Origin of the sequence: Pseudacidovorax sp. RU35E, from assembly GCF_900156165.1 — a bacterium.
Taxonomy (GTDB): Bacteria; Pseudomonadota; Gammaproteobacteria; order Burkholderiales; family Burkholderiaceae_C; genus Xenophilus.
Genome location: NZ_FTMY01000019.1, coordinates 14,865 through 35,342 on the forward strand (window position 1 = coordinate 14,865; position 20,478 = coordinate 35,342).

Genomic DNA, 20,478 nt, shown 5'->3' on the forward strand with positions numbered 1-20,478 from the left:
CGATCCTAGCCTCGGCGCCCCGTTCCGCACGTGGGAGCACCCGACCCTTACACAGGTCCCACCCCAGCCCGAACTGACTCAGGGCAGATAGCGTTTGGCAATTCTGGCTTCAGATCGAGGAAGGCTTGGACGGGATTTGCAGACCATCCAAGCATTCCCGATGCTGATTAACCAATCCGGCCGGCCGGCATCAGGCTAATGCCAGCGCGATCGCCTCGATCTCGACCTTCAGGCCGAAATGCAGCGCGCTCGTGGGCACCACAGCCCGCGCCGGGCGCGAGGCACCGGCCCATTCGGCGTAGATCGCATTGAAGGCCGGCCAGTTGCCGATATCGTCAACATACACCCGCACCTGCAGCAATCGGTCGATGCCGCTGCCCGCGGCTGCGAGCGTTGCGGCGAGGTTGGCGAGCGTCTGGCGTGCCTGCATCTCGAAGGGCGCATCAGTAAGGCGGGTGCCGTCTGGTTTAACCGGCAACTGGCCGGAGACGAACACCAGCCCGGCCCCCACGCTCGCTTGGCTGTAGTGGCCACCGGGCAGCGCGAGCGCCGGCACGTCGATGGCGCGAAGGTTGGTCGTTGCATCACCAGCCATGGAAGCGGCTCCAGGTCTGGACCGTGCCGTCCTCGGCTAGGGCGTGGTATTCGGGAAACTGCGCGCCGGTAGCACAGGCGTGGTTCGGCAAGATGCGCAGGCGCGTGCCGATCGGGAAGCGTGTGGCGACGTCAGGCTCGGGCGTGCCCTCGCGCGACACGATGCCGTGTTCCTGGTTGGCGCTAGACAGCAGGTAGCCCGTCAGGGGTTCACCATCGACCGTGCAGACCTGGCCGTAGCAGAAGTCCTGCCCCATGCGGGCGGTGCCACGGTCGCGGCTCATGGCCATCCAGCCAGCGTCGACGATGGCCCAGCCCTTCTCGGCCTGGTGGCCGATCACGGTGGTGAGCACGCTCAACGCGATGTCGTCGGTGCGGCACACGCCGACGTTGTGCATTACGAGGTCGAAAAACACGTACACGCCGGCGCGTAGTTCAGTCACGCAGTCCAAGCGCGTGGCCCCCAGCGCGGTGGGCGTGGAGCCGACGCTGACCACCGGGCAGGGCAGCCCGGCCGCGCGCAACCGCTCGGCCGCCTGCACGCAGCCGGCGCGTTCCTGCTCGGCCAAGGCACCGAGCGCGGCGGGCGTGTTCAGTTCATAGCTCGACCCGGCATGGGTCAGCACGCCGCCCAAACGCATGCCGCCGTCATGCAGCACGCGGCCTATGTCGAGCAGGGCATGTTCCCCGGGGCGTATGCCGGAGCGGTGGCCATCGGTGTCGATCTCGATCAGCACCTCGAAGGCCTCGTCGTGGTGCCGGCCAAAGTCGGCGATGGCCCGCGCGCCGTCGAGGCTGTCGGTGATGATCTTCAGGTCGCAACCACGCCGGCGAAGCGCCAGCGCATGTTCCAGCCGGTGCGCCGCCATGCCGACCGCATAGAGGATGTCGGTCACGCCTTCGGCGAAGAACTGGTCGGCCTCTTTCAGCGTGGACACGGTGATGCCCCGCGCGCCGGCCGCGATCTGCGCGGCGGCCACGGGGGCACACTTGGTGGTCTTCACGTGTGGGCGGAAGCGCACGCCCAGCGCGTCGGCCTGCTGCTGCATTCGGGCGATGTTGCGCTGCATGCGCGGCAGCGAAATGATCGCGGCGGGGGTGTCGAGGGTGTCGAGGGATGAGAAAGGCATGGGTCGGGTCGGATGCACAGCGTGCCGTGGGGTGGTGCGAAGAAGCGTGCTCAGTCCAAGTACTCGCCTTTGGCCTTAAGCGCCGGCACGTCGTCGCGCAGGCCGATCGCGATGCGTTGCGCGATGGCGGCCGAGGTCGCGTCCGCCGGCCTGGGCAGCTCGACGCCCACACCCTGAAGCTGGCGGATCAGTCCCGCCTCGCCGACGGCATTCTGCAGGGCCTGGGTCAGCGTAGCGAGCACGGGTGCGGGCGTGCCGCGCGGCGCGAACAGGGCGTTCCATGAACGCACGTCCAGCGGATAGCCCGCCTCCGTGGCCGTACCGGTGCGGGGCAATGCGGCGAGGCGGTCCTTCGACAGCACCGCGATCGCCTTGATGCGGCCGCCCGCAACCTGCGGCAGTGCGGTGGTGGTCTGGTCGCACATGAAGTCGGTCTGGCCGCCCATTAGATCGTTCATCGCCGGTGCCACGCCTTTGTAGGGCACATGCGTCGCGGTCTGTTTGATCGACGAAAGCAGCATCACGCAGCCATAGTGCGAGATGGAGCCGACCCCAGCACTGCCGTACGAGGCCTTGTCCCGGTTCTTGCCCAGCCAGGCGATGAACTCCTGCAAGGTGTTCGCGGGCAGGTCGGCCCGCGCGAGCAGCAGCATCGGGGCGCTGCCCGCGGGGCCCACGGGCACAAAGCTTTCCACCGGATCGTAGGCCAGCTTCTTGTAGAGCGCGACATTGGCTACGTGGGTGCCGATCCCGCCGAAGGCAAGGGTGTATCCGTCAGCCGGCGCCTTCAGTGCCTTGGTCAGGCCGATCACACCGTTCGCGCCGCCCAGGTTCTCGATGACGATGGGCTGGCCCAGATGGTCGGCCATCTTCAGCGCCACCGCACGGGCAAGTGAATCGCTCGGCCCCCCCGGGGGGAAGGGCACGACGAGCGTGACGGGCCGGTTCGGGAAGGTCGGCTGCGCCGATGCGGCGCAGCCGAAGAGAGTGGCAGCGCCGGCCGCCACCAAGGCAAGTACGAACCGAGTGCGACGAAACATGGCTATCTCCAGGACAGGATGAAAAGGGATGGTGGTTCAGGCCGGCGTATGCCCGAAGGCGCGCAGCCATGGCAGCACTGGCGCCAGCGTCGGCGCTTCCTGCTCGGCCATGGCGGCGCCCTCCGGCCGGGCCAGGCCCACGCGGTTGTGCCAGAAGGTCCGAAGGCCGATTGCCGATGTGCCAAACAGGTCGTAGCCCGAGCCGGCGACGAAGGCCGCTTCGTGCGGTGCCACATCCAGTTGCTGCAGCGCCAGCCGGTAGGGCCGCGGATCGGGCTTATAGAAGCCCGCGGCCTCGGACGTGACGACGACATCCCAGTCGACGCCGAGCAGTGCGGCGGCGCGGCGTCCCAGCCGTTCGGAGCAGTTGGTGACCACGGCTAGCTTGCAGTTCGGGCGCAATGCATGAAGGAGGTCGATGGCGCCACTCCACGGCGGCAACGCATCCCAGTGCGCCTCGAGCGCTTCCGGCGCTGTCGCCTGGAGGCCGACCTTGCGTGCCGCGTCCTGCACCAGTTGCTCGTAGGGCACGTAGGCGCCGCAGCCGTAGGTCAGGCGCAGGTATTCGGCGCGCCATGTGCGGCCGGCGGCCTCGGAGCCGGCGGCGGCATTCCAGACGGTCCATGAATCGAGCAGCGCCGTGAGCAGATCGAACAACACGGCGCGGGGGTAGGCAGGGGGTATCGAGTCAGAGGCTTGCATGGCGCTGACTGTAGGCAGGAAGGCAGCCTCTGTGGTTCACTGTACGATCATCTATCGTTAAGCTGCGCTGAATGATCCAGATCGAAGACCTGCAGCTCGCGGCAGCCCTGCTGCGCGAACCTTCCCTCAGCGCCGCGGCGCGCTCGCTTGACGTCACGCCGCCAGCGCTGTCGATGCGCCTACGCAAGCTGGAAACGACCCTGGGGCTGGTGCTGGCCACACGCACGGCGCGCCGGCTGAGCCTCACGTCGGAGGGCGAGCGCTTCGGCCGCGAAGCGCAGGCACTGCTGGCGCAGCTCGACGGCCTGCGCGATTCGCTGCAGCGCGACGACCAGCGCCTGACCGGCACGCTGCGCGTGGCGGCACCCTTCGGCTACGGGCGTGCGCGGGTCGCGCCGCTGCTCGCGCGCTTCGCGCGACTACACCCGGGCCTTCGCGTGCAGCTCGACCTGCGCGAGACGCCTTGGCCCGACAAGCATGACGCCGACGCGATCGTGCACGTCGGCGTAGTGCGCGATTCGTCGTGGGTGGCGCGCACGCTGCAGTTCAACGCACGCTGGCTGTGTGCCAGCCCGGCTTACCTGCGGACGCACGGTGCGCCGAAGACGCCGCGCGACCTGGCGTACCACGCCTGCATATCGATCCGAGAGAACGACGAGGACGTGACTTTGTGGCATGTACGCCCTGGCCAAGGGTCGACAGGCGGCCGCGGCGAGACGCTGCGCATCCAGCCGGCCTTCGTCACCAACGACGGCAGCGTGGCCCGCCACTGGGCCGAGCAGGGCCTGGGGCTAGTGCTGCGTTCCGAATGGGACGCAGCCGAGGCGGTGGCAAGCGGATCGCTGGTCCGTGTGCTCGCTGACTGGGACTTCGAAAGCGCGCCAGTCGTGCTGCTGGTGCCCTCGCGCAAGGGCCGTACCGCGCGGGTCCAGGCGCTAGTGGCCTTCATGGAAGAGACGGTAAAGCCAACACTTGGCGGTAATCCCCAGAGCTTGCGAAAGCCCTCGGAATGAACCGTGGTCAGTCCGCCCTGAACAACCTGCGAGCCGTTGATCTTGCGCAAAGTGTGCGGCTGGGTGGGCGCGGGATTTGCAAAATAGAGGCTCAGCAGAACCCGTTGTCCTGCAAATTCCTCCGAGGAGTCCAAGGGACCCAAAACCTTCGCACGAACGGCCGAGCTGTTCCGTTCCAGGGCTGGAAGAGCAGATTAACATGAAGCACCACCGGTCAGGCTGGCGGCGCTGATCGACCGGCCGGGATCGAGCGCGCGTTCGCGGTTTCGTTCACCTCCGGGCGCAGCCGCCCCACGTTGTCGTCGCGCCTAACGCTGGGCTACTGTACCTGCAGCACACCTTCGCTGCTTCCGATGAGGCCCTGTTTAACACCTTGGTCGAGAACCCGTACTGGCAGTTCTTCTGTGGCGAAACCTACCTGCAGACGGAGGCACCCATTGATCGTGATTGCCACTAATCAATGAGAACGCTAGACTTTTGAATGGCTGAACTAGCATCGTTTGCTGCGCTAGACACTTGGCGCGTGGAAGGGACGTCGCCCAGTGTGAAGGACTTGTGCTTATTGGCTGCGTTGTTGGCGAACGGCGCGACTGGCGGGCCGGGGGGCACGAGATGGCGAATCGCGGTCCGAAATGAGGCGGGGCAGGTCTACCGAGTCGTGTTAATTGAAGGCCAAGGCCAGGCCAGGAGCTTGGCCGCGCTCCTGAACGACCTGGGCTTTGTGGAGCGACCAGGTCCTGAGGCAGCGCTCATGTTCGATTGCGTCGCCACATATTGGCCGGCTCCGTATTCCACTGCCTTGCATCTGAAATAGAAGCCCAACGCTTATCACCTTTGCGCAAAGCATCTTCTTTCCAGGGATTTCACGAGGCCTTCACGACGTGTCGTAGAAGGGGCTACACGCCAAGGAACGGGGTGGCGGCACGGCGTTACTTAAGCGAGCGCTGCGAAGGTTCACTTCTGCGTCTTCGCGCAACGCTGTAAGTGCCAACCGCGCCGGCAGCTTCTTCCCCGAAAGTGCTGCAATTGCATGGCGCGCCCTTCGGCCACGCGGGGCGACGGGCCCTGCTGTGCATTGTCAGCCTGCCGCTGGTTGCCGTGGCCGTACTGCCCGCCGTCGCGGCAGCCTCGACGCATCGGGTCGACTCACCCGCCTGACGGACAAGACGTTGTCCCAGTCGACCAAGACGGCCATTAGGGTTTCGGCAGTGTTCGCGGGGGTGCCCATCCATGTTTCTGTATTTTTGGAATTGACTGTTCCGGGCAGTAATGCATTCAGAGCGTCCGCGGCTTGCTTGGTAAGCATGACCAGCCGAGTCGCCACGCGGCTTTACTCAACTGCATTCAGCGCTAGGCTACGTTTTGGACCGCTGCACGAAACCTTGGACTTTTGTTCCTATGCTAGAACGCGCGAACTTGTGGTCGTCAGGGATGGAAGCCCGTCAGGGGCGAGGCAAGTTGAAGGCGCCGGTGGACAAATTGCTGCGCAGATACTCAAGGGTGCCCCCGCCGATGGCAGGACCTACTTGCTGTCCAACGACCACACAATCTCAATCATTCCCCAAGTCATGAGAAACCCGGGATTCGACCCGGCAAAGGACTTTGTGCCAGTCGCCGGCTTTGCAAACAGCATAAATGCGCTGGCGTTGCCTGCTGGCAATCAGGTATCAACCGTGGCCGAATACCTAGCATGGGTGAAGCGGCAGCTTGGTGCTCGCAGCTCCATGGGAATTCCGGCTCCTGCATCAATCCCGGAGTTTCTCGTGCGAGGGCTGTCCGCCAAGTATCAAATTGACCTCCAGCCGGTGCCCTATCGAGGCAGCAGCCCAATGATCGTAGACATGCTAAGCAATCAAGTTTCTGCAGGGATTGGTGCGGTCGCCGACTTCATTGAGCACCAAAAGGCGAAAAAGATTCGCGTCATTGCCGTAATAGGGCGAGAGCGACAGTCATTGTTTCCCGATGTGCCGACCTTCAGCGAACTTGGAATTCCTGGACTCGAGGACCTCCCTTATTACGGCTCTTCGCACCGCGCGGGACACCGTCGGCGGCAGTAGACCGCTTCGCGGCGGCACTTGCCAAGGTGCTGTCGGCGCCCTCGGTACGTGATCGAATCTCCGCTATGGGCTGTCTTCCCGAATTCATGGATCAAAGTCAGTTTGGCGACCGCGTGAGAACCTACACGGCGCAATGGGCCCAGACGATCAAGGCGAGTGGGTATCAACCACAGTAAAATCTCTTTAGTCCGCCCTTATAGGGGCGCCTCCCGGAATGCAAGAACTCCTGTTTGTGATGAATCGGGAGGCAGGGCTGCGGTCTCGTGTTCGGCCTGTCGCGCTCACCCTACGATCGGTGCCCGGCTCGACCGCCTCAAGCTTGAGCGCCCAGCTGAATGTCCTTCTTCTCTCCATGAGCCAGCTACCGCTTCATCTTCCACCTTCAAAAGGCGTCCTTTAAACCTGCGATAGCCCAAGCCCTAGGACCAGAACTAGCTTTACCTCGCCTTAGCACGTTACTGAACCTAGTCATGCCCATCGAACGCTTGGACTGGACCTGGGCCGCCTGTTTGAGCCTGAACGAATTGGTCCTTCGCGCGCATCATGTGTTGACTTCCCAATGCGCGGGCCAACTGCCGTGTCGCCTCAACACGTCTGCGAACCTCCCTCAAAACCTCGCTGTCCTGCGATTCGAGGAACAAGGCCTGGAAGTCAGAAGCAAAGCTCTCAACCCGCTGCAGAACACCCTGCTGTTGTCCGAAGGAAAGCTCGGCCATAACACTTTCAACTACGACGCGCAGCGCCCACACGCTCACGCGCGCATGCTCCTGTTCACCTCGGTCCAACATTTCTTGCGGCATGTTCTCTCGTTATGACAACTATGTGTTGGACAACGATTCTCTCTCACCCATCCGAGTCGATGTGGATGGCGCCACGAAGGAAACTTCCTGATCGGGTCGGAGCCTAGACAGCGCCGTACAGCGCGCCAGCAACCACCAGTGCGCGACGTCGGCGTTCACAGTTTGAGCGACAGAGGTGGTCGCCGTGACTGTTGATCTGCATGGACTGGGCTCGTAAGAGCGGCTAGATGTACCTGACAATCGGAGAATGAGCCAGCGAGCACTTGGCGCGAACATCGCCACCCTTTCCCTAGAGCAGCGCGAGGAACAACTGCGGCTCGCCATAGAGGCGGCCGAGGTCGGACTTTGGGACGTGGACGTGCCGACGAACACGCTGTATTGGCCTGCTCGTGTGAAGGCCATGTTTGGAATCTCCTCCGACGCCATTGCCACGATGGACGACTTTGCGACGTGCCTTCATCCAGACGATGTCGCTCGCGTGTTGAGGGCGTTCGCAGAGGCTCAAGATCCAAACTTGCGGACCATATATGACGTCGAGTACCGCACCATCGGCAAGGAAGACGGGCGTGAGCGCTGGGTGGCAGCGAAGGGCCGGGGGCTTTTCGACGAGAACGGGATCGATGTCGACCGTGCGTTCACGGCCATTGATATTGAGAGCGCTCATGTTGGGGTGCAATTGGGCAAATGAAGTTGTTCCACAAAGGCGCCGAGATCTTCGGTGGCCAACAGCGACCGGACGCACACATACAGCCTCCCGCCTTCGACGATGTCGGGGTGGCGGATCTGCATGTCCGTCACTAAGACCGCGACCACACTGGGCCAGCGACAACTCTATCCAGCGAGTCGGTCACTGAATAGTTGGCAAATTGCGCATGGCTCTATTAGCGGCGCTCATCAATTCTGAACCGCGCACTTCTCGATCAAGCGAGTGTCGGCGGCTTGTCGAGCTTGGTCGGTCAGTCGCAGACCTACGCACCGGTGGCGTTGTTGGCTGCAAAGGCGATCGCCGCCGCCACGTCGCAGATCCGGGGTTCACCGATACCCCCGCCTTCGTTGGCGTCATGTCGTGGAAGATCGGCATCAACGCAGCCACTGCGCCCATCAATCACTTTGCTGCGCGCGGCATGCGGACCAAGGATGCGCCCGGCTGTGCAGCTCGCCAGCACTCTCTGTCGCTGGGCTAAGGCTCCTGTCGGGTGGCGACCTGCCGCGCCAAGGCGCCTCGGGCCCTCGCAGCAGATGCAGCGTCAACGCGGTCTGCAAGCACCTGCGTCAGCTGGGTCAATTGGCTCACAGTGAGCCCCACGTTCATGCTGAAGCCCATGTGCGCCTGCAACTGCGAGTCGGCACCCGGCAACGCTGACAGCATGCCCACGGTTGCCAGTTCGCGACTTTGCCAGTCGAAATTGTCGCGTTCGAAGATCGCGCCGAAAAGATGGCTCTTCAGGTACTGATCCATAGCGGGCGCAAACTCATAAATTGCTCCGGTCGCGGGACCGCCCAGCAGCCGCATCTGATTCTCTGTGCCTGCAGCCAGTAACGCGTCGCCCGTCGGGATTGGGCGCGTTGGCTCCCGCCCCGGCTCATCCCGCATACCGCGTTGCTTGCGCGCCTCGACGACTTTCATCAGCTCGGTCAAGGCGTTCAGGCTGCGCGGGAAGCCTGCATACGCGTACACCTGAATCAGCACTTCCTTCGCGTCGTTGACGGTCATGCCAGCATCCAGCCCCTGGTTCAGCGCCGTTGCGAGACCGGCCATGTCGCCAGCAGCAGCGAACGCTGCGATTGGGACGATGGCTTGCTGGCGCGTCGAAAGCGGCTGCGATGCAGGTTCGCGCTGTACCGTCGACGAAGCCTGCGCGGCAGCCGGCGAGTGCTCCATCATCGCCACGCTGCCGATCGCGAGGCCGAATGCAAGTTGCAGGATGCGCTTAGCGTGATGTGTACTGTTCATCGCTGACCTTCTCCATCCATTCCACGTTCTTGCCATCGAACATTCCTGTCACAGCGAGGTGCGTCATGGCCACCCCGGGCGAAGCACCATGCCAATGCTTCACACCCGGCGGGCACCACACCACATCGCCAGCGCGCAGTTCCTGAATGGGCTTGCCCCATTCCTGCGTCCGGCCCACACCTGAAACAACGACCAGCCGCTGCCCGGCCGGATGGGTGTGCCACGCAGAGCGCGCGCCCGGCTCGAATGTGACGTAAGCACCAGCCGCGGTAATTCCGCTGCTGGCCGGCCACAGTGGATCAACCCGGACACGGCCCGTGAACGTCGCATCCGGGCCCGGCACGGATGGCGTGGAGCCAGCGCGGACGATCTGCTGCGTACTTGCAGGTCGAGGGGAGTCGGCGGCGTCGGCGTTACAGGCCTGCACCACGACAAGACCTGCGATGAGCGGACCAAGGTATGGATTCAAATCGGACTCCTGGTTACTTTGAAGCTGCTTCGACAAGCGCAGGTCAACCGCGCATTGCGCTGCTGACCGGCGGGCCCTTGAAGTACTCGTCGTCGGTGACGTGCGCCAACCAGTCGACGTTGCGGCCATCAAGCGCCTCTGCTACCGAGATGTGGGTCATTGCCGTCGTAGGCGTCGCACCATGCCAGTGCTTGTGGCCGGGCGGACACCAGACGACATCGCCTGCGCGAATCTCGACAATCTGCTCACCTTCGCACTGGGTCCACCCGCAGCCCGCCGTGACGATCAAGGTCTGGCCAAGAGGGTGGGTGTGCCAAGCCGACCGAGCTCCGGGTTCGAAGGTGACGCTGGCGCACGATGCGCGTGCCGGCGGCGGTGGGTTGTTCAACATGTCAATCCGGACCGTGCCGGTGAAGAATTCGGCTGGCCCCTTGACGGATGGCTGCGTGCCGGGTCGGGTAAGTTTCATTGGGTGTACCTGTGCATGGCTTCCAATGTATTGATGCGCTATGCGGATGAGAAGACTGCAAAATCGGGATGCACATGTGCAAACCAATCACCAATGGCCAAAGTCAACCTGAATGACCTTCAGGCTTTCGTGTTGGTTGCGCGCGAGCGAAGCTTTACCCGTGCCGCCGCCCAGTTGGGGGTATCGCGTTCGGCGTTGAGCCACGCGATGCTCGCACTGGAGGCGCGCCTCGGCATGCGCCTGCTCACCCGCACCACGCGAAGCGTCTCGACAACCGAAGCTGGCGCTCGGCTGCTCGCCACGGTGGCGCCGCGTCTGGAAGAGATCGAAACAGAGTTGGGTCAGCTCAGTGCGATGCGCGACAAGCCCGCCGGCACTGTGCGCATCACGGCACACGACCATGCCATTGGCACTGCGCTATGGCCACGCTTGATGCCCTTGCTCAAGCAGTATCCGGACCTCCGACTGGAGTTCAGCGTCGACTACGGCTTCACCGACATCGCGGCCCAGCGCTTCGACGCCGGCGTGCGTGTCGGCGACCGCATAGACAAGGACATGATTGCCGTACGCATCTCGCCTGATCTTCGGATGGGGGTAGCGGCATCGCCTGCCTATCTGAAGGGCAGGACGGCGCCGAAGAAGCCGCAGGATTTGACCGAACACCAGTGCGTGAACCTGCGCCTGCCGACGCGCGGCAACCTGTACGCGTGGGACTTCCAGAAGGGCAAGAAGTCGATCAATGTGAAGGTTAACGGTCAGACCGTGTTCAACAACACGGCGCTGATGCTTCAGGCGGCAGTCGACGGCATGGGCTTCGCCTACGTGCCTGTCGACCTGATGAAGCCACACATCGATACAGGCCGGCTGATCCCGGTATTGGAGGACTGGTGGCCGCGCTTCCCGGGGTATCACCTGTATTACGCCAACGGGCGGCAGACCGCCCCGGCGCTGGCGTTGGTGGTTGACGCATTGAGGTATCGCGACGCTTCCCAGCGCTAATCTTCTGCACATCAGCAGCCGCCCTCTATGGCAGGCCTCTCCCTCATAAGCGATTGATTAGGTTGACTAATATGCGCTAGTTGGACCAGATGGGTAGTCAGGTCGCCGTTCACGCCACTAGGATGCAAAACCAGAGTAGATATCGAAGCGCCGAGCTTTGACCAAAACACCTTGCGTCGCAGACACGCAGCATCCCACCTGACAACGGAGAGATATGAATGGCTAACACTGATTGCACGCGCATTCAATCCAACGATCGAGTGTCTCGCGATCGTCGATGCCTGATCCTCGGCACGGTAGGACTGGTAGCTCTTCTGCCAGCAGTCCCTGCATTCGCGCATCATGGATGGCCTGGTTTCGATACCGACCACCTCATGTACGTCGCGGGCGTGGTCTCGTCAGAGGGTGTGTGGGGCAATCCGCATTCGCTGTTCGATGTGACTCTGGCTGCGGACCTGCCTGCCCGCACTCCAAAACTCCCGATCCCAAAAGAGCTCCAAGATCCAGAAGACAGCCGTCGAGTCAGCGCGGCTCCTTCGTACACAGGCCAGCACAAGAAGTTGCAGATCATCATTGCGCCGCCTGCTTGGTCCGGCAAGTGGGGCCTGGGCCGCGCGCTGAAGGTCGGCGAGCGCTTTCAGGCTGTCGGATACATCAACCGGAGCGACGACGGTCTCTTTCGGCCAGTTGTGTTTTGGTATGGGGACGACGCCGTGCCGGTGAATCAGGTGCTTGGAAACACGCTTCCGGTCCGAGCGCCGCTGCCGAGATGAGGCTTTCGGCGCATATGGTAGGCACCGCCGAATCATAAGCGGCAGTGACATGACGTACAGGTTTGTCAGGTTGACGCAATACGCAGGATCGATGGTGTATGCCTGATGTTCTCAATGCGTTGTTGAATGTGCTGCAGGGGTCCGCACTTGGAGAGGTCATACGGGGCGCCGAATACCTCTACCCGGTGCTCGAGGCCGTCCACATTCTCGGGATAGCCCTGCTGGTCGGACCAGCATTCGCCTTCGATCTTCGGTTGCTGGGATTCGGGCATCGCGTGGTGTCGGTAACCACGGCCGCACGTTGTCTACTTCCGGTTTGCCACTTCGGCTTTGTGGTGGCCGTTACCACGGGAATTGCACTTCTGAGCGCGCAGGCGACCGTGGTCGCTGGTGCTGGAGCCGCTCCGTGGAAATTCGGCCTATTGCTCGTTGCTTGCGTCAATGTGCTGGTGTTCCACAATGGCGTCTACCGTCGCGTCGGTGAATGGAACAATGCCGCATCTGCTCCGATCGCTGCGCGCGCTGCGGGGGCAGCATCTCTTGTCTCGTGGACTGGCGTCATCTTCGGAGGCCGGCTCCTCGCCTACACCTGACGGCGATGCTGCTCCGCCAAATAAGGTGGCCGGCTACGTTCCTGCCAAGTGCAACCAAACCTGTAGGCCGCCGCCGGTTTGAAAGATACTCTTTCAAGGTGCAAGATCAAGCCAGAGGTAGTTTATGGAGCGAAGACAGACAGTCGGCAGCGCCTTTGAGCTCTAGGCAGTCAAACTGGTCACTGAGCGTGGAACGTGAATCTGCTCTTGCGCATCGCGCTTCCTCTTTGCCGCGCGAATCTGCTCTTTTGCCGTGGTACGGATCTCAGGTAGCAGTTCACGCCAAGGCTGGCAGCCGATAGAACGTGCATGCACTGCGCCAAAACAGGTCCGCCTTTTCTGCCGGGCTTGCGCTCATCGCCAACCGTTTGAACGCATTCCAGCCCTCGACATAGGCATAGCCAGTTCTGTCAGCAGGGAAATTGCTCTCGAACATGCACCGCGACGACCCAAAGGCATCAATGCATTCTTCCATCCACGGACGCCAAGCACTCGCCAAGTCAACCGACAGGGGCACATCATCGCGCCTGTCAGGAGCTAGGCCGGACTGTGGCATTCCCAGACCACCGAGCTTGACCATCACGTTAGGACACAACGCAAGCTCGCGCAGTGCGGCGCTCCACAGGCGGAATACCTCGGCAAGCCTTCGTTCATAGCGTCCTCTTCCCAGGATGCCTCCGCAATGGTTCAGAACGATCGGGGTGTCAGGAAATGCACGGGCAAGCGCCGTGAGGCGAGGTATCTGATGGAAGTACAGCCACGCATCGAAGCTCAGCCGAAACGGGGCCAGGTAGGAGAACCCAGCCCGAAACTCGGTCTGGTCGAGCAGATCCTCACTCGTCGGATAGGCCGGGTTGAGAAACGCAGGCTCGGGGTCCCACGCCGCAACGTGCCGGATCCCCCTGAAGCGCCCGCCGCTTTCGCCTGGCCCTCCAGCCGCAGCGAGATGGGCTTCCAACACGCTCCGAACATCGTGCCCAAGGCGCAGGTCCGCCTCGCCAACAATCGCAGCACAGGCTCGGATCGGCCCGTAGGTCCCGCTGGCGCACATTGCTGCAACACCGTTCGCGAACTCTGTTTCGCCCACGGGTTTGAACCTCTCGTCCCCGTCTTGGCGCAGCATGGCGCGCGCCTGGACATAGACCGTCGCCCGCACGCCATGACCCGACCCCACATCGGCCAATAGGTCGTCGAGCAGATACCTCAGTCCGGGCCGGTCATAGAGATGGTGGTGCGCATCGACGATGGGCTGATTGGGTTCAAGCACCATCTCCTTGCACGCGGTGCGCTCAGCCGGCTGCGTCATGCGGCCGTGGACTTCCTGGGAAGTGTGGGTCCTGAAGTTCAGGAGCGACGCTCTCTGGAATGCCCAGCTCGAACGCATTGAGCGTCAACGCGACAAGGCAGTAGTACCCGAGCACGCTAACGAGTTCGACCATGCCCTTTTCCCCCAACTGAGCGGTTCCAGTCTCGTAGAGGTCCTCACCGATCCTGCCGTTCGTCAGCAAGGCCAAGGAGACTTCGTACACGGCACGTTGCCGGTCGCACAGAAGATTTGGCGAGCGACGGGCGGCGATATCGGCAATCACGCCGGCCTCCAGCCCGGCCTTCAGGGCCAGGGCCTTGTGCGCCGTCCATTCGTGGTGGGACGTCCAGTGGCGCCCGCATACCAGAATCGCGAGTTCGGTAAGCCGCGGCTCCAGCGAGGTCTCGAAACGCAGAAGTTCGCCGAGCTTCTGCCCGCGTCGCGCCAACTCGGGGTTGCGGAGCCAGGCAATCATCGGCGCGGGAATCTTGCCCCGAGGCCCGGAGCGCGCTTCCGCGCACACCATGGCCTGCTCTGGGCTCAGGTCCGTGTCGGGTATTGGCTTCAGTCTTGGCATTTCTATTTCCTCGACAGGCCCAGGAGTTCACGTGTCTGAGCGGGAGTCGCAACCACTGCGTCCAGCTCTTCTACGATGCGCGCCGCTCGATCCACCAGCGAGGCATTGCCGGGCGCGAGTTGTCCGCGGGTCAGGTACAGGTTGTCCTCCAGGCCGACGCGCACATGGCCGCCCAACAGCACGGCCTGCGCCACCATCGGGAACTGGTGCCGCGAAATGCCGAATGCGCTCCAGCTAGCGCCTGGTGGAAGCAACTGCCGCATCGCCATCAAGGACTCGACAGAAGCAGGAGCCCCCCACGGCACGCCCAGGCAAAACTGAAACCAGAGCGGGCCGTCCAGCAGTTGCCGGTCGTACAAATGCCGTGCATACGCCGCATGCCCGAGGTCGAAGATTTCGAGTTCAGGCTTGACGCCTGCTGCGCGGATCGCTGCGGCCATTTTCTCCACGCCCGCAGGCAGGTTGAGAAAGGCGTGGGCACCGAAATTCATCGTCCCGATATCCAGGCTGCAGATGTCCGGCCGCAGTTCGAGCACATGCTCCATCCGCTCTTCGGACGTTGCCATGCCGGCAATCGCGTTCCTGTTGGGGTCGGCCTCATCAGGCACATACCGGCCGCCGGCGCCGGTGGTCAGGTTGATCAGGACATCGCTGCCGACGTCACGAATCCGATCGACGACCTCGCGGTACAGCCGCAAGTCACGGCTGGGCTTTCCCGTGTCAGGGTCACGCACGTGGATGTGGACGATGGCCGCCCCGGCGGCGCGGGCGGCCAGGGCTTCACTCGCAATCTGTGCGGGAGTCACCGGCACGTACGGGCTGACTCCGGTGGTGTCTCCGCCTCCGGTCAGGGCGCAGGAAATGATGGTGGGTTGGCTCATGGGGTTCCTTGCTAGATCGTCGCGCAGTTCTCCAGGGCCGCAAGAGACGACCCGCCGAAGTGGACTGCTGCGGGGTGTCTCTATTCGATTGTTGCGCCGGCCTCGCGGACCGCTACAGCCCACCGCGTGATATCGGACCTGATCGTCTCGGTGAACTGCTCGGGGCTGCCGCCGGTGGCGGTTGCCCCTTCGGCTGCAAGCCTTGCTCTCAGTTCAGGCTGTTTCAGCGCGTCGTTGACGGCTGCCGAGAGCATCTTGACGATCGCTTCCGGCGTACCTGCAGAAGCAAGCAGCCCGAACCATGTGTTGGCCTCGAAGTTTCCGAAGCCGGCTTCTGCCATGGTCGGGGCCTCGGGCAAATCCACCGCACGGCTGGAGGCCGTGACTGCAAGCGCCCGCAGCCTGCCGTTGCGGATGGCCTGACGCACGGACGGGACCGACGTGAAATAGCTGTCCACGGTCCCGCTGATGACGTCGATCAGCGCCTGGCTGGCGCCTTTGTATGGAATGTGCCGAAGTCGGACCTTCGCGGTGGTCTGAAGCTGTTGGCCTGTGAGGTGGCCGAGCGAACCATTGCCGGATGACGCGAAGCTCACGGAGTCAGGAGCGACCTTCGCTGTCGCCAGCAGGTCCGACAGCGACTTGTACGGCGACGCGGCCGGCACGACGATGACCATGGGCGCAGTGGCGACCGAGACGATGGGCGCGAGATCCCTCAATGGGTCATAGGGCAGCTTCGCGTAAAGCGAGGGATTGATTGCCAGATTGCTGGTTTGCCCTAGCAGCAGGGTGTATCCGTCGGCGGCGGCCTTGGCAACGGCATCCACTCCCAGGCCGCCACCCGCGCCGGGCCGGTTCTCCACCACGAACGTCCATCGATGCGTCGATGCCAGCCGCTGGGTCATCTCTCGCGCGATGATGTCGGTGGCACCTCCCGGGGGGAACGGAACCACCACACGGATGGGTTTGCTCGGATAGTTCTGTGCGTAGGACACGCTGCCCGAAGCCAGCGACGAGATGGCGACTAGAAGACCGGCGATGAGCGCTCCGGTCCCCTTGGCACGCAGGCGCTCAAGCGAAATTGATGCGACATGCTTCATCTCATGCTCCTGGACGCGCTGCCGTCATTCCACCATCCACGACCAGTTGGGTCGCCGTGATGTAGCCGGCCTCATCGCTGGCGAGGAAAAGCACCGCATTGGCCACGTCCCAGGCATCACCCATCCGCCCCATGGGCACACTGGCGTGCCGCGTGGCGATGAGTGACCGCGCGTCCTGCGCGCCGAGTTGCTTGACCAGCCGATGCTCGACAAGAGGGGTATGCATGGTGCCGGGGACGACGGTGTTGACCCTGATGCCCTTCTTGACGTAGGCGATCGCGGTCGAACGGCTGAATGCGAGGATGCCTGCCTTCGATGCGGCGTAGGCGGCGCTGACGCGCCCCCCGACCTGAAAGCTCATGCAGCCGATGCTGGACACGTTGACGATGGCGCCGCCTTTGCCGCTTTGCGCGAACTGACGCTCCATCACTGGGAGCACGTGCTTGCACCCCAGGAAGGCGGTCTTGAGGTTGAGATCCAACTGGGCATCCCAGGTTTCCTCGCTCATGGACACAGGATCGCCGGGGACGCTACCGCCCACGTTGTTGACCAGGATGTCGATGCGTCCATAGCGCCGCACGCAATCCTCCACCGCAGCCTGAACCTCATTGCTGCGGGTCAGGTCGCACGCATGCCCGCTCCACGCCGTCAGTCCCTCCTGCTGCATCACCGCACCGGTATCCTGCAGCGCTTGCTGATTCACATCGACGCCATAGACCGTTGCACCCTGCCGCGCCATCAGCACTGCGGTCGCCTTGCCATTGCCCCAGCCTTCGCCGACTGAGCCCGCGCCGGCGACGAAGGCAACTTTGCCAGTCAGATCGAGCATGTGGTTCTTCCTTTCCACGCTCACTGGACCAGCCCCGATTCGCGTGCCTTGATCTGCAGTGCGATGTAGTGCGAGTAGATGCGGGTATGGGCAAGCCCGCCGCCAATGAACCAGAGACCGGGCTGGGGTGTCGGCCGAAACATGTTGGCGAGTTCACCGTCTGCAGCGATGCCCCAGATTTGACCCACCTTCTCTGCGATGTCCGGCCCGAGGATGTCCCGCACAACTTCCTGCTGGTTGTGATAGCCGGTGGCCGTAACCAGCAAGTCCGCCTTCACGACGCACCCATCCTTCAGCAGAACACCGTCCGCGACGAAACGGTTGATGTCTTCGTATTGCAGCAGTCCGATCTGGCCGCTGACGATCATGTCGGAAGCGCCGCAGTTCAGGTAGTAGCCGCCGAAACGCCGGCGCAGTTTCATCTGGTGCCCGGTTTCGTCCTCTCCGAAGTCGAGTTTCATGCCCTTGGCCTTCAGCCCTTCGAGCAGATCCTTGTCGATCTCCTTCATCTTCGCGACGTTCATCTGGTAGCCGCGAACCAGCAATGGATACGTGCTGGATGCGGCGATCAGGTCTGTGTCTTCAAGCGGCAGGCCCTCGTTGTAGTAGATCGCGTGGTTGAGTCCTGCGGCCTGCACACTGGCTACGGTGATGGAGCCGCGCTGGATCAGCTTGACCTCCGCACCGCTGCTGGCAAGGTCCTGGGCGATGTCGTGGCCGCTCGTGCCTGCTCCCAGCACGAGGGCACGCTTGCCGCGCCACGGTGCACCGCGCTTGAACGAATGGGTGTGGATGACCTCGCCCTGGAAATCATCCAGTCCGGGAGCGACGGCCTTGCGCGGTGCGCCGACCACGCCATTGGCGAAGACGATGTGTCGCGGGCGAAGAACGCGCTCGCTGCCATCGGCCCGGCGCACGCACGCTCGCCATTGTTGGTGCTCTTCGTCGTAGGTCCCCGACACCAGGGTCGTTTCGGTCCAGACGTTGCACTCCATGGCCTTGGCATAGGTCTCCAGCCATTCGCCCACCATGTCCTTCGGTAGGTATTTCGGCCAGCTCGGCGGAAATGGCAAGTAGGGCAAGTGGTTGAGCGCAACCTGGTTGTGCAGCGCGAGTGCGTGGTAGCGGGTACGCCAGACATCGCCAACGCGCGGCAGCGAATCTACGACCAGCGCATCGACGCCGAGCAGCCGCAGCCGAGCAGCCACCGCCAGCCCGGCCTGGCCAGCTCCCACGATCAGCACGGCTGGGTCCCGATCACGGAACTGCTGCTCTTCCACCCTGCGATCTGCCCAGTTCGGGCCACCGAACATGCGCATGTCCTCGGCACCGGTGGGCCGCCTTGCGCCGACGGGCTCCTCGCTGCCTTTGAGCTCCTTCAACGATGTCATCAGCACCCACGCCTTGCCGGGCTGCTCTTCCGGCAGGCGCACGACACCCTCAGCACGGCCAACGGCCGTTTCGAACTCGAAGATTGCCTCGATCACCCAGACGCCGAGCCGCTTGACCAAGCGGGGCTGCGTGCGGGTGGCAGGCACCGCAAAGTTCTTGGCATGGACGCTCGGCTGCGCGTTGAGAAGCTGCTCGACAATCGCCGCCTGGCTGTCATGAGGAGTGATGTTCCAAGTGAACGCCAGCAGGTCGCGCCAATGGCAATCATCCGCGAACAGCGCCTTCAGATCCTGCTCGGAGCGTTGAGCCAACGCTTGCTCCAGTGCGAGCAGCCAGTTGCTGACGTGCTCGGTTGGCGTTGTCGATTGCTTGGCGCTCCTGCGCTCCAAAGTCGTTGCATCCATATTTCAGTCCCAGCTTGGAAGAGAGTGCTTTAATGAGCGAAATTGACTATAGGGAGCCCGGCCTGCAAGCGATACGCGCCAAAACGGCAAGCGCCATTGCAGTGGATGCAAAGGCGACCACGAAGCAAGGCAACCATGGTTGCCGTAAGCGGTCTCGCAGTGGCATCCGGGAATCTTCGTAAAGGTTGTGCTGATACATGGAAGAACTCGCTCGGATACAAACTTTCATCAACGTCGTGGAGGCCGGTAGTTTTTCGGCGGCGGCCCGCGACAGTTCCTCTACGAGTTCCGTGGCTCGGCAAATCAAGTCGCTGGAAGATGAGCTGGGTGTACGATTGCTCAACCGCAACACGCGGGGAATCTCGCTGTCAGAACCCGGACGGCTCTTTTATGAACGAGCATGCAAGCTAACTTCCGATCTCAACAATGCAAAGTCGGAGGCGCAATCGTTTCAGCAGAGCGTCAAAGGCCTGCTGAAGGTCTCATTGCGGGTTTCCACGGGCACGACGGTCATCATTCCTGCGCTACCCGCATTTCTTGGGAAATACCCCGAGTTGTCTCTGGACATCACACTGACCGATGAGCGACAGGACCTCGTGGCAAACAACATTGATGTCGCGGTATGGATGGGCCAGCTACCCAGTTCCGAGATTGTTGCGAGACGTCTGATTCCCAGCCAACGAATCGTGTGCGGCGCGCCGAGCTATTTCAAGCGGTATGGCACACCCGTCACCCCTCACGAGCTAGAGCGTCATAGCTGCCTGCTGTTTACGGCGCCACAGTATGGCACCACCTGGCGATTTCACCGCGACGGTGTTCATGAAGAAATACCAGTCACGGGGAAGCTGCGTACCGGCAACGTGCTGGCCCTGCTGTCCGGTGCACTCTCCGGACTGGGCATGGTCATGGTCCACGAGTGGATGGTGCGCTCGCAGATCGAAGCAGGCGCATTGGCCCGCGTGCTGCAGGACTACACAGTGAGCCCGATCTCCACGGATGCAGATCTGCACGTTGTATATCCAAGCAGCAGAGGCATGTCGTTGAAGGTCCGCGTTTTCGTGGACTTTCTTGTTCAGCTCTTCGACGGAAGACGCGCCCCGCCGCCCTAAGACGATTACGGGGGCGAAGACGATTGCATGTTGCCGGACTTGCTTGGTACTGACGCGCCTCTTAGTTGTCGAGCGCGCATTGAATTGTCTTGGCCGTGACTTGGAAATTGCCGCTCCACACGCCAGACGACATCAAGACGCCCTACCAGCCGCTGGAAGTGACGCCAGGGATACCTTGATCCCCGAGAGTACGCACGCTCGGAAGAAACGGCGACGGATCGTCGGCCGCCACGCCGAGTGCCTCGATTTTCTGCTTGATAGCTGGCGCCGCAGACATGGCGAGTCGC

At 62.8% G+C, this 20,478-nt stretch carries 21 protein-coding genes and 1 pseudogene; 9 read left to right on the forward strand and 13 right to left on the reverse strand.

The features are described 5' to 3' along the window. Nucleotides 1-190 precede the first annotated feature (190 nt). The 4 genes from BXA03_RS25080 to BXA03_RS25095 are packed head-to-tail and all read right to left on the reverse strand — an operon-like array spanning nucleotide 191 to nucleotide 3,466. Entirely contained in the window at nucleotides 191-595 is a 405-nt protein-coding gene (locus BXA03_RS25080) for a RidA family protein (protein WP_076511908.1), read from the reverse strand. Continuing rightward, on the reverse strand, nucleotides 585-1,724 hold the full coding sequence (locus BXA03_RS25085) for a DSD1 family PLP-dependent enzyme (protein ID WP_076511909.1): 1,140 nt from the start codon (nucleotides 1,722-1,724) through the stop codon (nucleotides 585-587). The genes BXA03_RS25080 and BXA03_RS25085 overlap by 11 nt, the downstream gene beginning before the upstream one ends. Before the next feature lie 50 nt (nucleotides 1,725-1,774). Further along, on the reverse strand, nucleotides 1,775-2,764 hold the full coding sequence (locus BXA03_RS25090) for a tripartite tricarboxylate transporter substrate-binding protein (protein WP_076511910.1): 990 nt from the start codon (nucleotides 2,762-2,764) through the stop codon (nucleotides 1,775-1,777). Nucleotides 2,765-2,800: 36 nt separating this feature from the next. Then, nucleotides 2,801-3,466: an HAD family hydrolase gene (locus BXA03_RS25095; RefSeq protein WP_076511911.1), complete on the reverse strand. Its 666-nt coding sequence runs from the start codon at nucleotides 3,464-3,466 to the stop codon at nucleotides 2,801-2,803. 71 nt (nucleotides 3,467-3,537) lie between these two features. Here BXA03_RS25095 and BXA03_RS25100 point away from each other — a divergent pair, with 71 nt between their 5' ends. The 5 genes and pseudogenes from BXA03_RS25100 (at nucleotide 3,538) to BXA03_RS25125 (ending at nucleotide 8,024) form a co-directional block, all read left to right on the forward strand. Next, on the forward strand, nucleotides 3,538-4,479 hold the full coding sequence (locus BXA03_RS25100) for a LysR family transcriptional regulator (protein ID WP_076511912.1): 942 nt from the start codon (nucleotides 3,538-3,540) through the stop codon (nucleotides 4,477-4,479). Between the two features lie 165 nt (nucleotides 4,480-4,644). Next, a pseudogene (locus tag BXA03_RS27390) lies at nucleotides 4,645-4,921 on the forward strand (transposase); the annotation flags it as partial. A 727-nt stretch (nucleotides 4,922-5,648) separates the two neighbouring features. Beyond that, nucleotides 5,649-6,536 carry a tripartite tricarboxylate transporter substrate-binding protein gene (locus BXA03_RS25110; protein WP_255377230.1) on the forward strand — a complete coding sequence of 296 codons (888 nt, stop codon included), beginning with the start codon at nucleotides 5,649-5,651 and terminating at the stop codon, nucleotides 6,534-6,536. Nucleotides 6,537-7,006: 470 nt separating this feature from the next. Next, nucleotides 7,007-7,351 carry a hypothetical protein gene (locus tag BXA03_RS26775; protein ID WP_143476462.1) on the forward strand — a complete coding sequence of 115 codons (345 nt, stop codon included), beginning with the start codon at nucleotides 7,007-7,009 and terminating at the stop codon, nucleotides 7,349-7,351. Between the two features lie 232 nt (nucleotides 7,352-7,583). Beyond that, on the forward strand, nucleotides 7,584-8,024 hold the full coding sequence (locus BXA03_RS25125) for a PAS domain-containing protein (protein WP_076511915.1): 441 nt from the start codon (nucleotides 7,584-7,586) through the stop codon (nucleotides 8,022-8,024). 492 nt (nucleotides 8,025-8,516) lie between these two features. Here the strand turns inward: BXA03_RS25125 and BXA03_RS25130 are convergent, their stop codons facing one another. The 3 genes from BXA03_RS25130 to BXA03_RS25140 form a co-directional block, all read right to left on the reverse strand. Then, entirely contained in the window at nucleotides 8,517-9,218 is a 702-nt protein-coding gene (locus BXA03_RS25130; protein ID WP_083716524.1) for a carboxymuconolactone decarboxylase family protein, read from the reverse strand. A 49-nt stretch (nucleotides 9,219-9,267) separates the two neighbouring features. Further along, complete coding sequence (locus tag BXA03_RS25135) at nucleotides 9,268-9,735, reverse strand: (R)-mandelonitrile lyase (protein ID WP_234983842.1); 468 nt, start codon at nucleotides 9,733-9,735, stop codon at nucleotides 9,268-9,270. A gap of 67 nt (nucleotides 9,736-9,802) precedes the next feature. Beyond that, complete coding sequence (locus BXA03_RS25140; protein ID WP_076511918.1) at nucleotides 9,803-10,228, reverse strand: (R)-mandelonitrile lyase; 426 nt, start codon at nucleotides 10,226-10,228, stop codon at nucleotides 9,803-9,805. 93 nt (nucleotides 10,229-10,321) lie between these two features. On the opposite strand from BXA03_RS25140, the gene BXA03_RS25145 reads away from it, so the two are divergent. From BXA03_RS25145 to BXA03_RS25155, 3 genes are all read left to right on the forward strand, one after another. Further along, nucleotides 10,322-11,227: a LysR family transcriptional regulator gene (locus BXA03_RS25145; protein ID WP_076511919.1), complete on the forward strand. Its 906-nt coding sequence runs from the start codon at nucleotides 10,322-10,324 to the stop codon at nucleotides 11,225-11,227. Between the two features lie 218 nt (nucleotides 11,228-11,445). Further along, nucleotides 11,446-12,000: a hypothetical protein gene (locus BXA03_RS25150; protein ID WP_143476463.1), complete on the forward strand. Its 555-nt coding sequence runs from the start codon at nucleotides 11,446-11,448 to the stop codon at nucleotides 11,998-12,000. A gap of 98 nt (nucleotides 12,001-12,098) precedes the next feature. Continuing rightward, a complete protein-coding gene (locus BXA03_RS25155; protein ID WP_076511920.1) occupies nucleotides 12,099-12,593 on the forward strand; it encodes a hypothetical protein in 495 nt (164 codons plus the stop codon). A gap of 277 nt (nucleotides 12,594-12,870) precedes the next feature. Here BXA03_RS25155 and BXA03_RS25160 read toward each other — a convergent pair whose 3' ends face one another. The 6 genes from BXA03_RS25160 to BXA03_RS25185 form a co-directional block, all read right to left on the reverse strand. Then, entirely contained in the window at nucleotides 12,871-13,899 is a 1,029-nt protein-coding gene (locus BXA03_RS25160) for an amidohydrolase family protein (RefSeq protein ID WP_076511921.1), read from the reverse strand. Then, entirely contained in the window at nucleotides 13,883-14,476 is a 594-nt protein-coding gene (locus tag BXA03_RS25165; RefSeq protein WP_076511922.1) for a carboxymuconolactone decarboxylase family protein, read from the reverse strand. Before BXA03_RS25165 ends, BXA03_RS25160 begins: the two co-directional genes overlap by 17 nt. A gap of 2 nt (nucleotides 14,477-14,478) precedes the next feature. After that, nucleotides 14,479-15,357, reverse strand: a complete 879-nt coding sequence (locus tag BXA03_RS25170) for a beta-keto acid cleavage family enzyme (RefSeq protein WP_076511923.1) — start codon at nucleotides 15,355-15,357, stop codon at nucleotides 14,479-14,481. Nucleotides 15,358-15,437: 80 nt separating this feature from the next. Further along, nucleotides 15,438-16,457 carry a Bug family tripartite tricarboxylate transporter substrate binding protein gene (locus BXA03_RS25175; protein WP_143476464.1) on the reverse strand — a complete coding sequence of 340 codons (1,020 nt, stop codon included), beginning with the start codon at nucleotides 16,455-16,457 and terminating at the stop codon, nucleotides 15,438-15,440. Between the two features lies 1 nt (nucleotide 16,458). Further along, on the reverse strand, nucleotides 16,459-17,286 hold the full coding sequence (locus tag BXA03_RS25180; protein ID WP_076511924.1) for an SDR family NAD(P)-dependent oxidoreductase: 828 nt from the start codon (nucleotides 17,284-17,286) through the stop codon (nucleotides 16,459-16,461). Nucleotides 17,287-17,306: 20 nt separating this feature from the next. Further along, nucleotides 17,307-19,082, reverse strand: a complete 1,776-nt coding sequence (locus BXA03_RS25185; protein WP_076511925.1) for a flavin-containing monooxygenase — start codon at nucleotides 19,080-19,082, stop codon at nucleotides 17,307-17,309. A 197-nt stretch (nucleotides 19,083-19,279) separates the two neighbouring features. Here BXA03_RS25185 and BXA03_RS25190 point away from each other — a divergent pair, with 197 nt between their 5' ends. Continuing rightward, nucleotides 19,280-20,191, forward strand: coding sequence for a LysR family transcriptional regulator (locus tag BXA03_RS25190; RefSeq protein ID WP_076511926.1), 912 nt, complete (start codon nucleotides 19,280-19,282; stop codon nucleotides 20,189-20,191). The last annotated feature ends 287 nt before the right edge of the window (nucleotides 20,192-20,478 follow it).

What these genes read in the sequence shown, in the direction of transcription:
- BXA03_RS25080 (WP_076511908.1), bottom strand. Translation starts at nt 595, where the DNA reads ATGGCTGGTGATGCAACGACCAACCTTCGCGCCATCGACGTGCCGGCG.
- BXA03_RS25085 (WP_076511909.1), bottom strand. Translation starts at nt 1,724, where the DNA reads ATGCCTTTCTCATCCCTCGACACCCTCGACACCCCCGCCGCGATCATT.
- BXA03_RS25090 (WP_076511910.1), bottom strand. Translation starts at nt 2,764, where the DNA reads ATGTTTCGTCGCACTCGGTTCGTACTTGCCTTGGTGGCGGCCGGCGCT.
- BXA03_RS25095 (WP_076511911.1), bottom strand. Translation starts at nt 3,466, where the DNA reads ATGCAAGCCTCTGACTCGATACCCCCTGCCTACCCCCGCGCCGTGTTG.
- BXA03_RS25100 (WP_076511912.1), top strand. Translation starts at nt 3,538, where the DNA reads ATGATCCAGATCGAAGACCTGCAGCTCGCGGCAGCCCTGCTGCGCGAA.
- BXA03_RS26775 (WP_143476462.1), top strand. Translation starts at nt 7,007, where the DNA reads ATGCCCATCGAACGCTTGGACTGGACCTGGGCCGCCTGTTTGAGCCTG.
- BXA03_RS25125 (WP_076511915.1), top strand. Translation starts at nt 7,584, where the DNA reads ATGAGCCAGCGAGCACTTGGCGCGAACATCGCCACCCTTTCCCTAGAG.
- BXA03_RS25130 (WP_083716524.1), bottom strand. Translation starts at nt 9,218, where the DNA reads ATGGAGCACTCGCCGGCTGCCGCGCAGGCTTCGTCGACGGTACAGCGC.
- BXA03_RS25140 (WP_076511918.1), bottom strand. Translation starts at nt 10,228, where the DNA reads ATGAAACTTACCCGACCCGGCACGCAGCCATCCGTCAAGGGGCCAGCC.
- BXA03_RS25145 (WP_076511919.1), top strand. Translation starts at nt 10,322, where the DNA reads ATGGCCAAAGTCAACCTGAATGACCTTCAGGCTTTCGTGTTGGTTGCG.
- BXA03_RS25150 (WP_143476463.1), top strand. Translation starts at nt 11,446, where the DNA reads ATGGCTAACACTGATTGCACGCGCATTCAATCCAACGATCGAGTGTCT.
- BXA03_RS25155 (WP_076511920.1), top strand. Translation starts at nt 12,099, where the DNA reads ATGCCTGATGTTCTCAATGCGTTGTTGAATGTGCTGCAGGGGTCCGCA.
- BXA03_RS25160 (WP_076511921.1), bottom strand. Translation starts at nt 13,899, where the DNA reads ATGACGCAGCCGGCTGAGCGCACCGCGTGCAAGGAGATGGTGCTTGAA.
- BXA03_RS25165 (WP_076511922.1), bottom strand. Translation starts at nt 14,476, where the DNA reads ATGCCAAGACTGAAGCCAATACCCGACACGGACCTGAGCCCAGAGCAG.
- BXA03_RS25170 (WP_076511923.1), bottom strand. Translation starts at nt 15,357, where the DNA reads ATGAGCCAACCCACCATCATTTCCTGCGCCCTGACCGGAGGCGGAGAC.
- BXA03_RS25175 (WP_143476464.1), bottom strand. Translation starts at nt 16,457, where the DNA reads ATGAAGCATGTCGCATCAATTTCGCTTGAGCGCCTGCGTGCCAAGGGG.
- BXA03_RS25180 (WP_076511924.1), bottom strand. Translation starts at nt 17,286, where the DNA reads ATGCTCGATCTGACTGGCAAAGTTGCCTTCGTCGCCGGCGCGGGCTCA.
- BXA03_RS25185 (WP_076511925.1), bottom strand. Translation starts at nt 19,082, where the DNA reads ATGGATGCAACGACTTTGGAGCGCAGGAGCGCCAAGCAATCGACAACG.
- BXA03_RS25190 (WP_076511926.1), top strand. Translation starts at nt 19,280, where the DNA reads ATGGAAGAACTCGCTCGGATACAAACTTTCATCAACGTCGTGGAGGCC.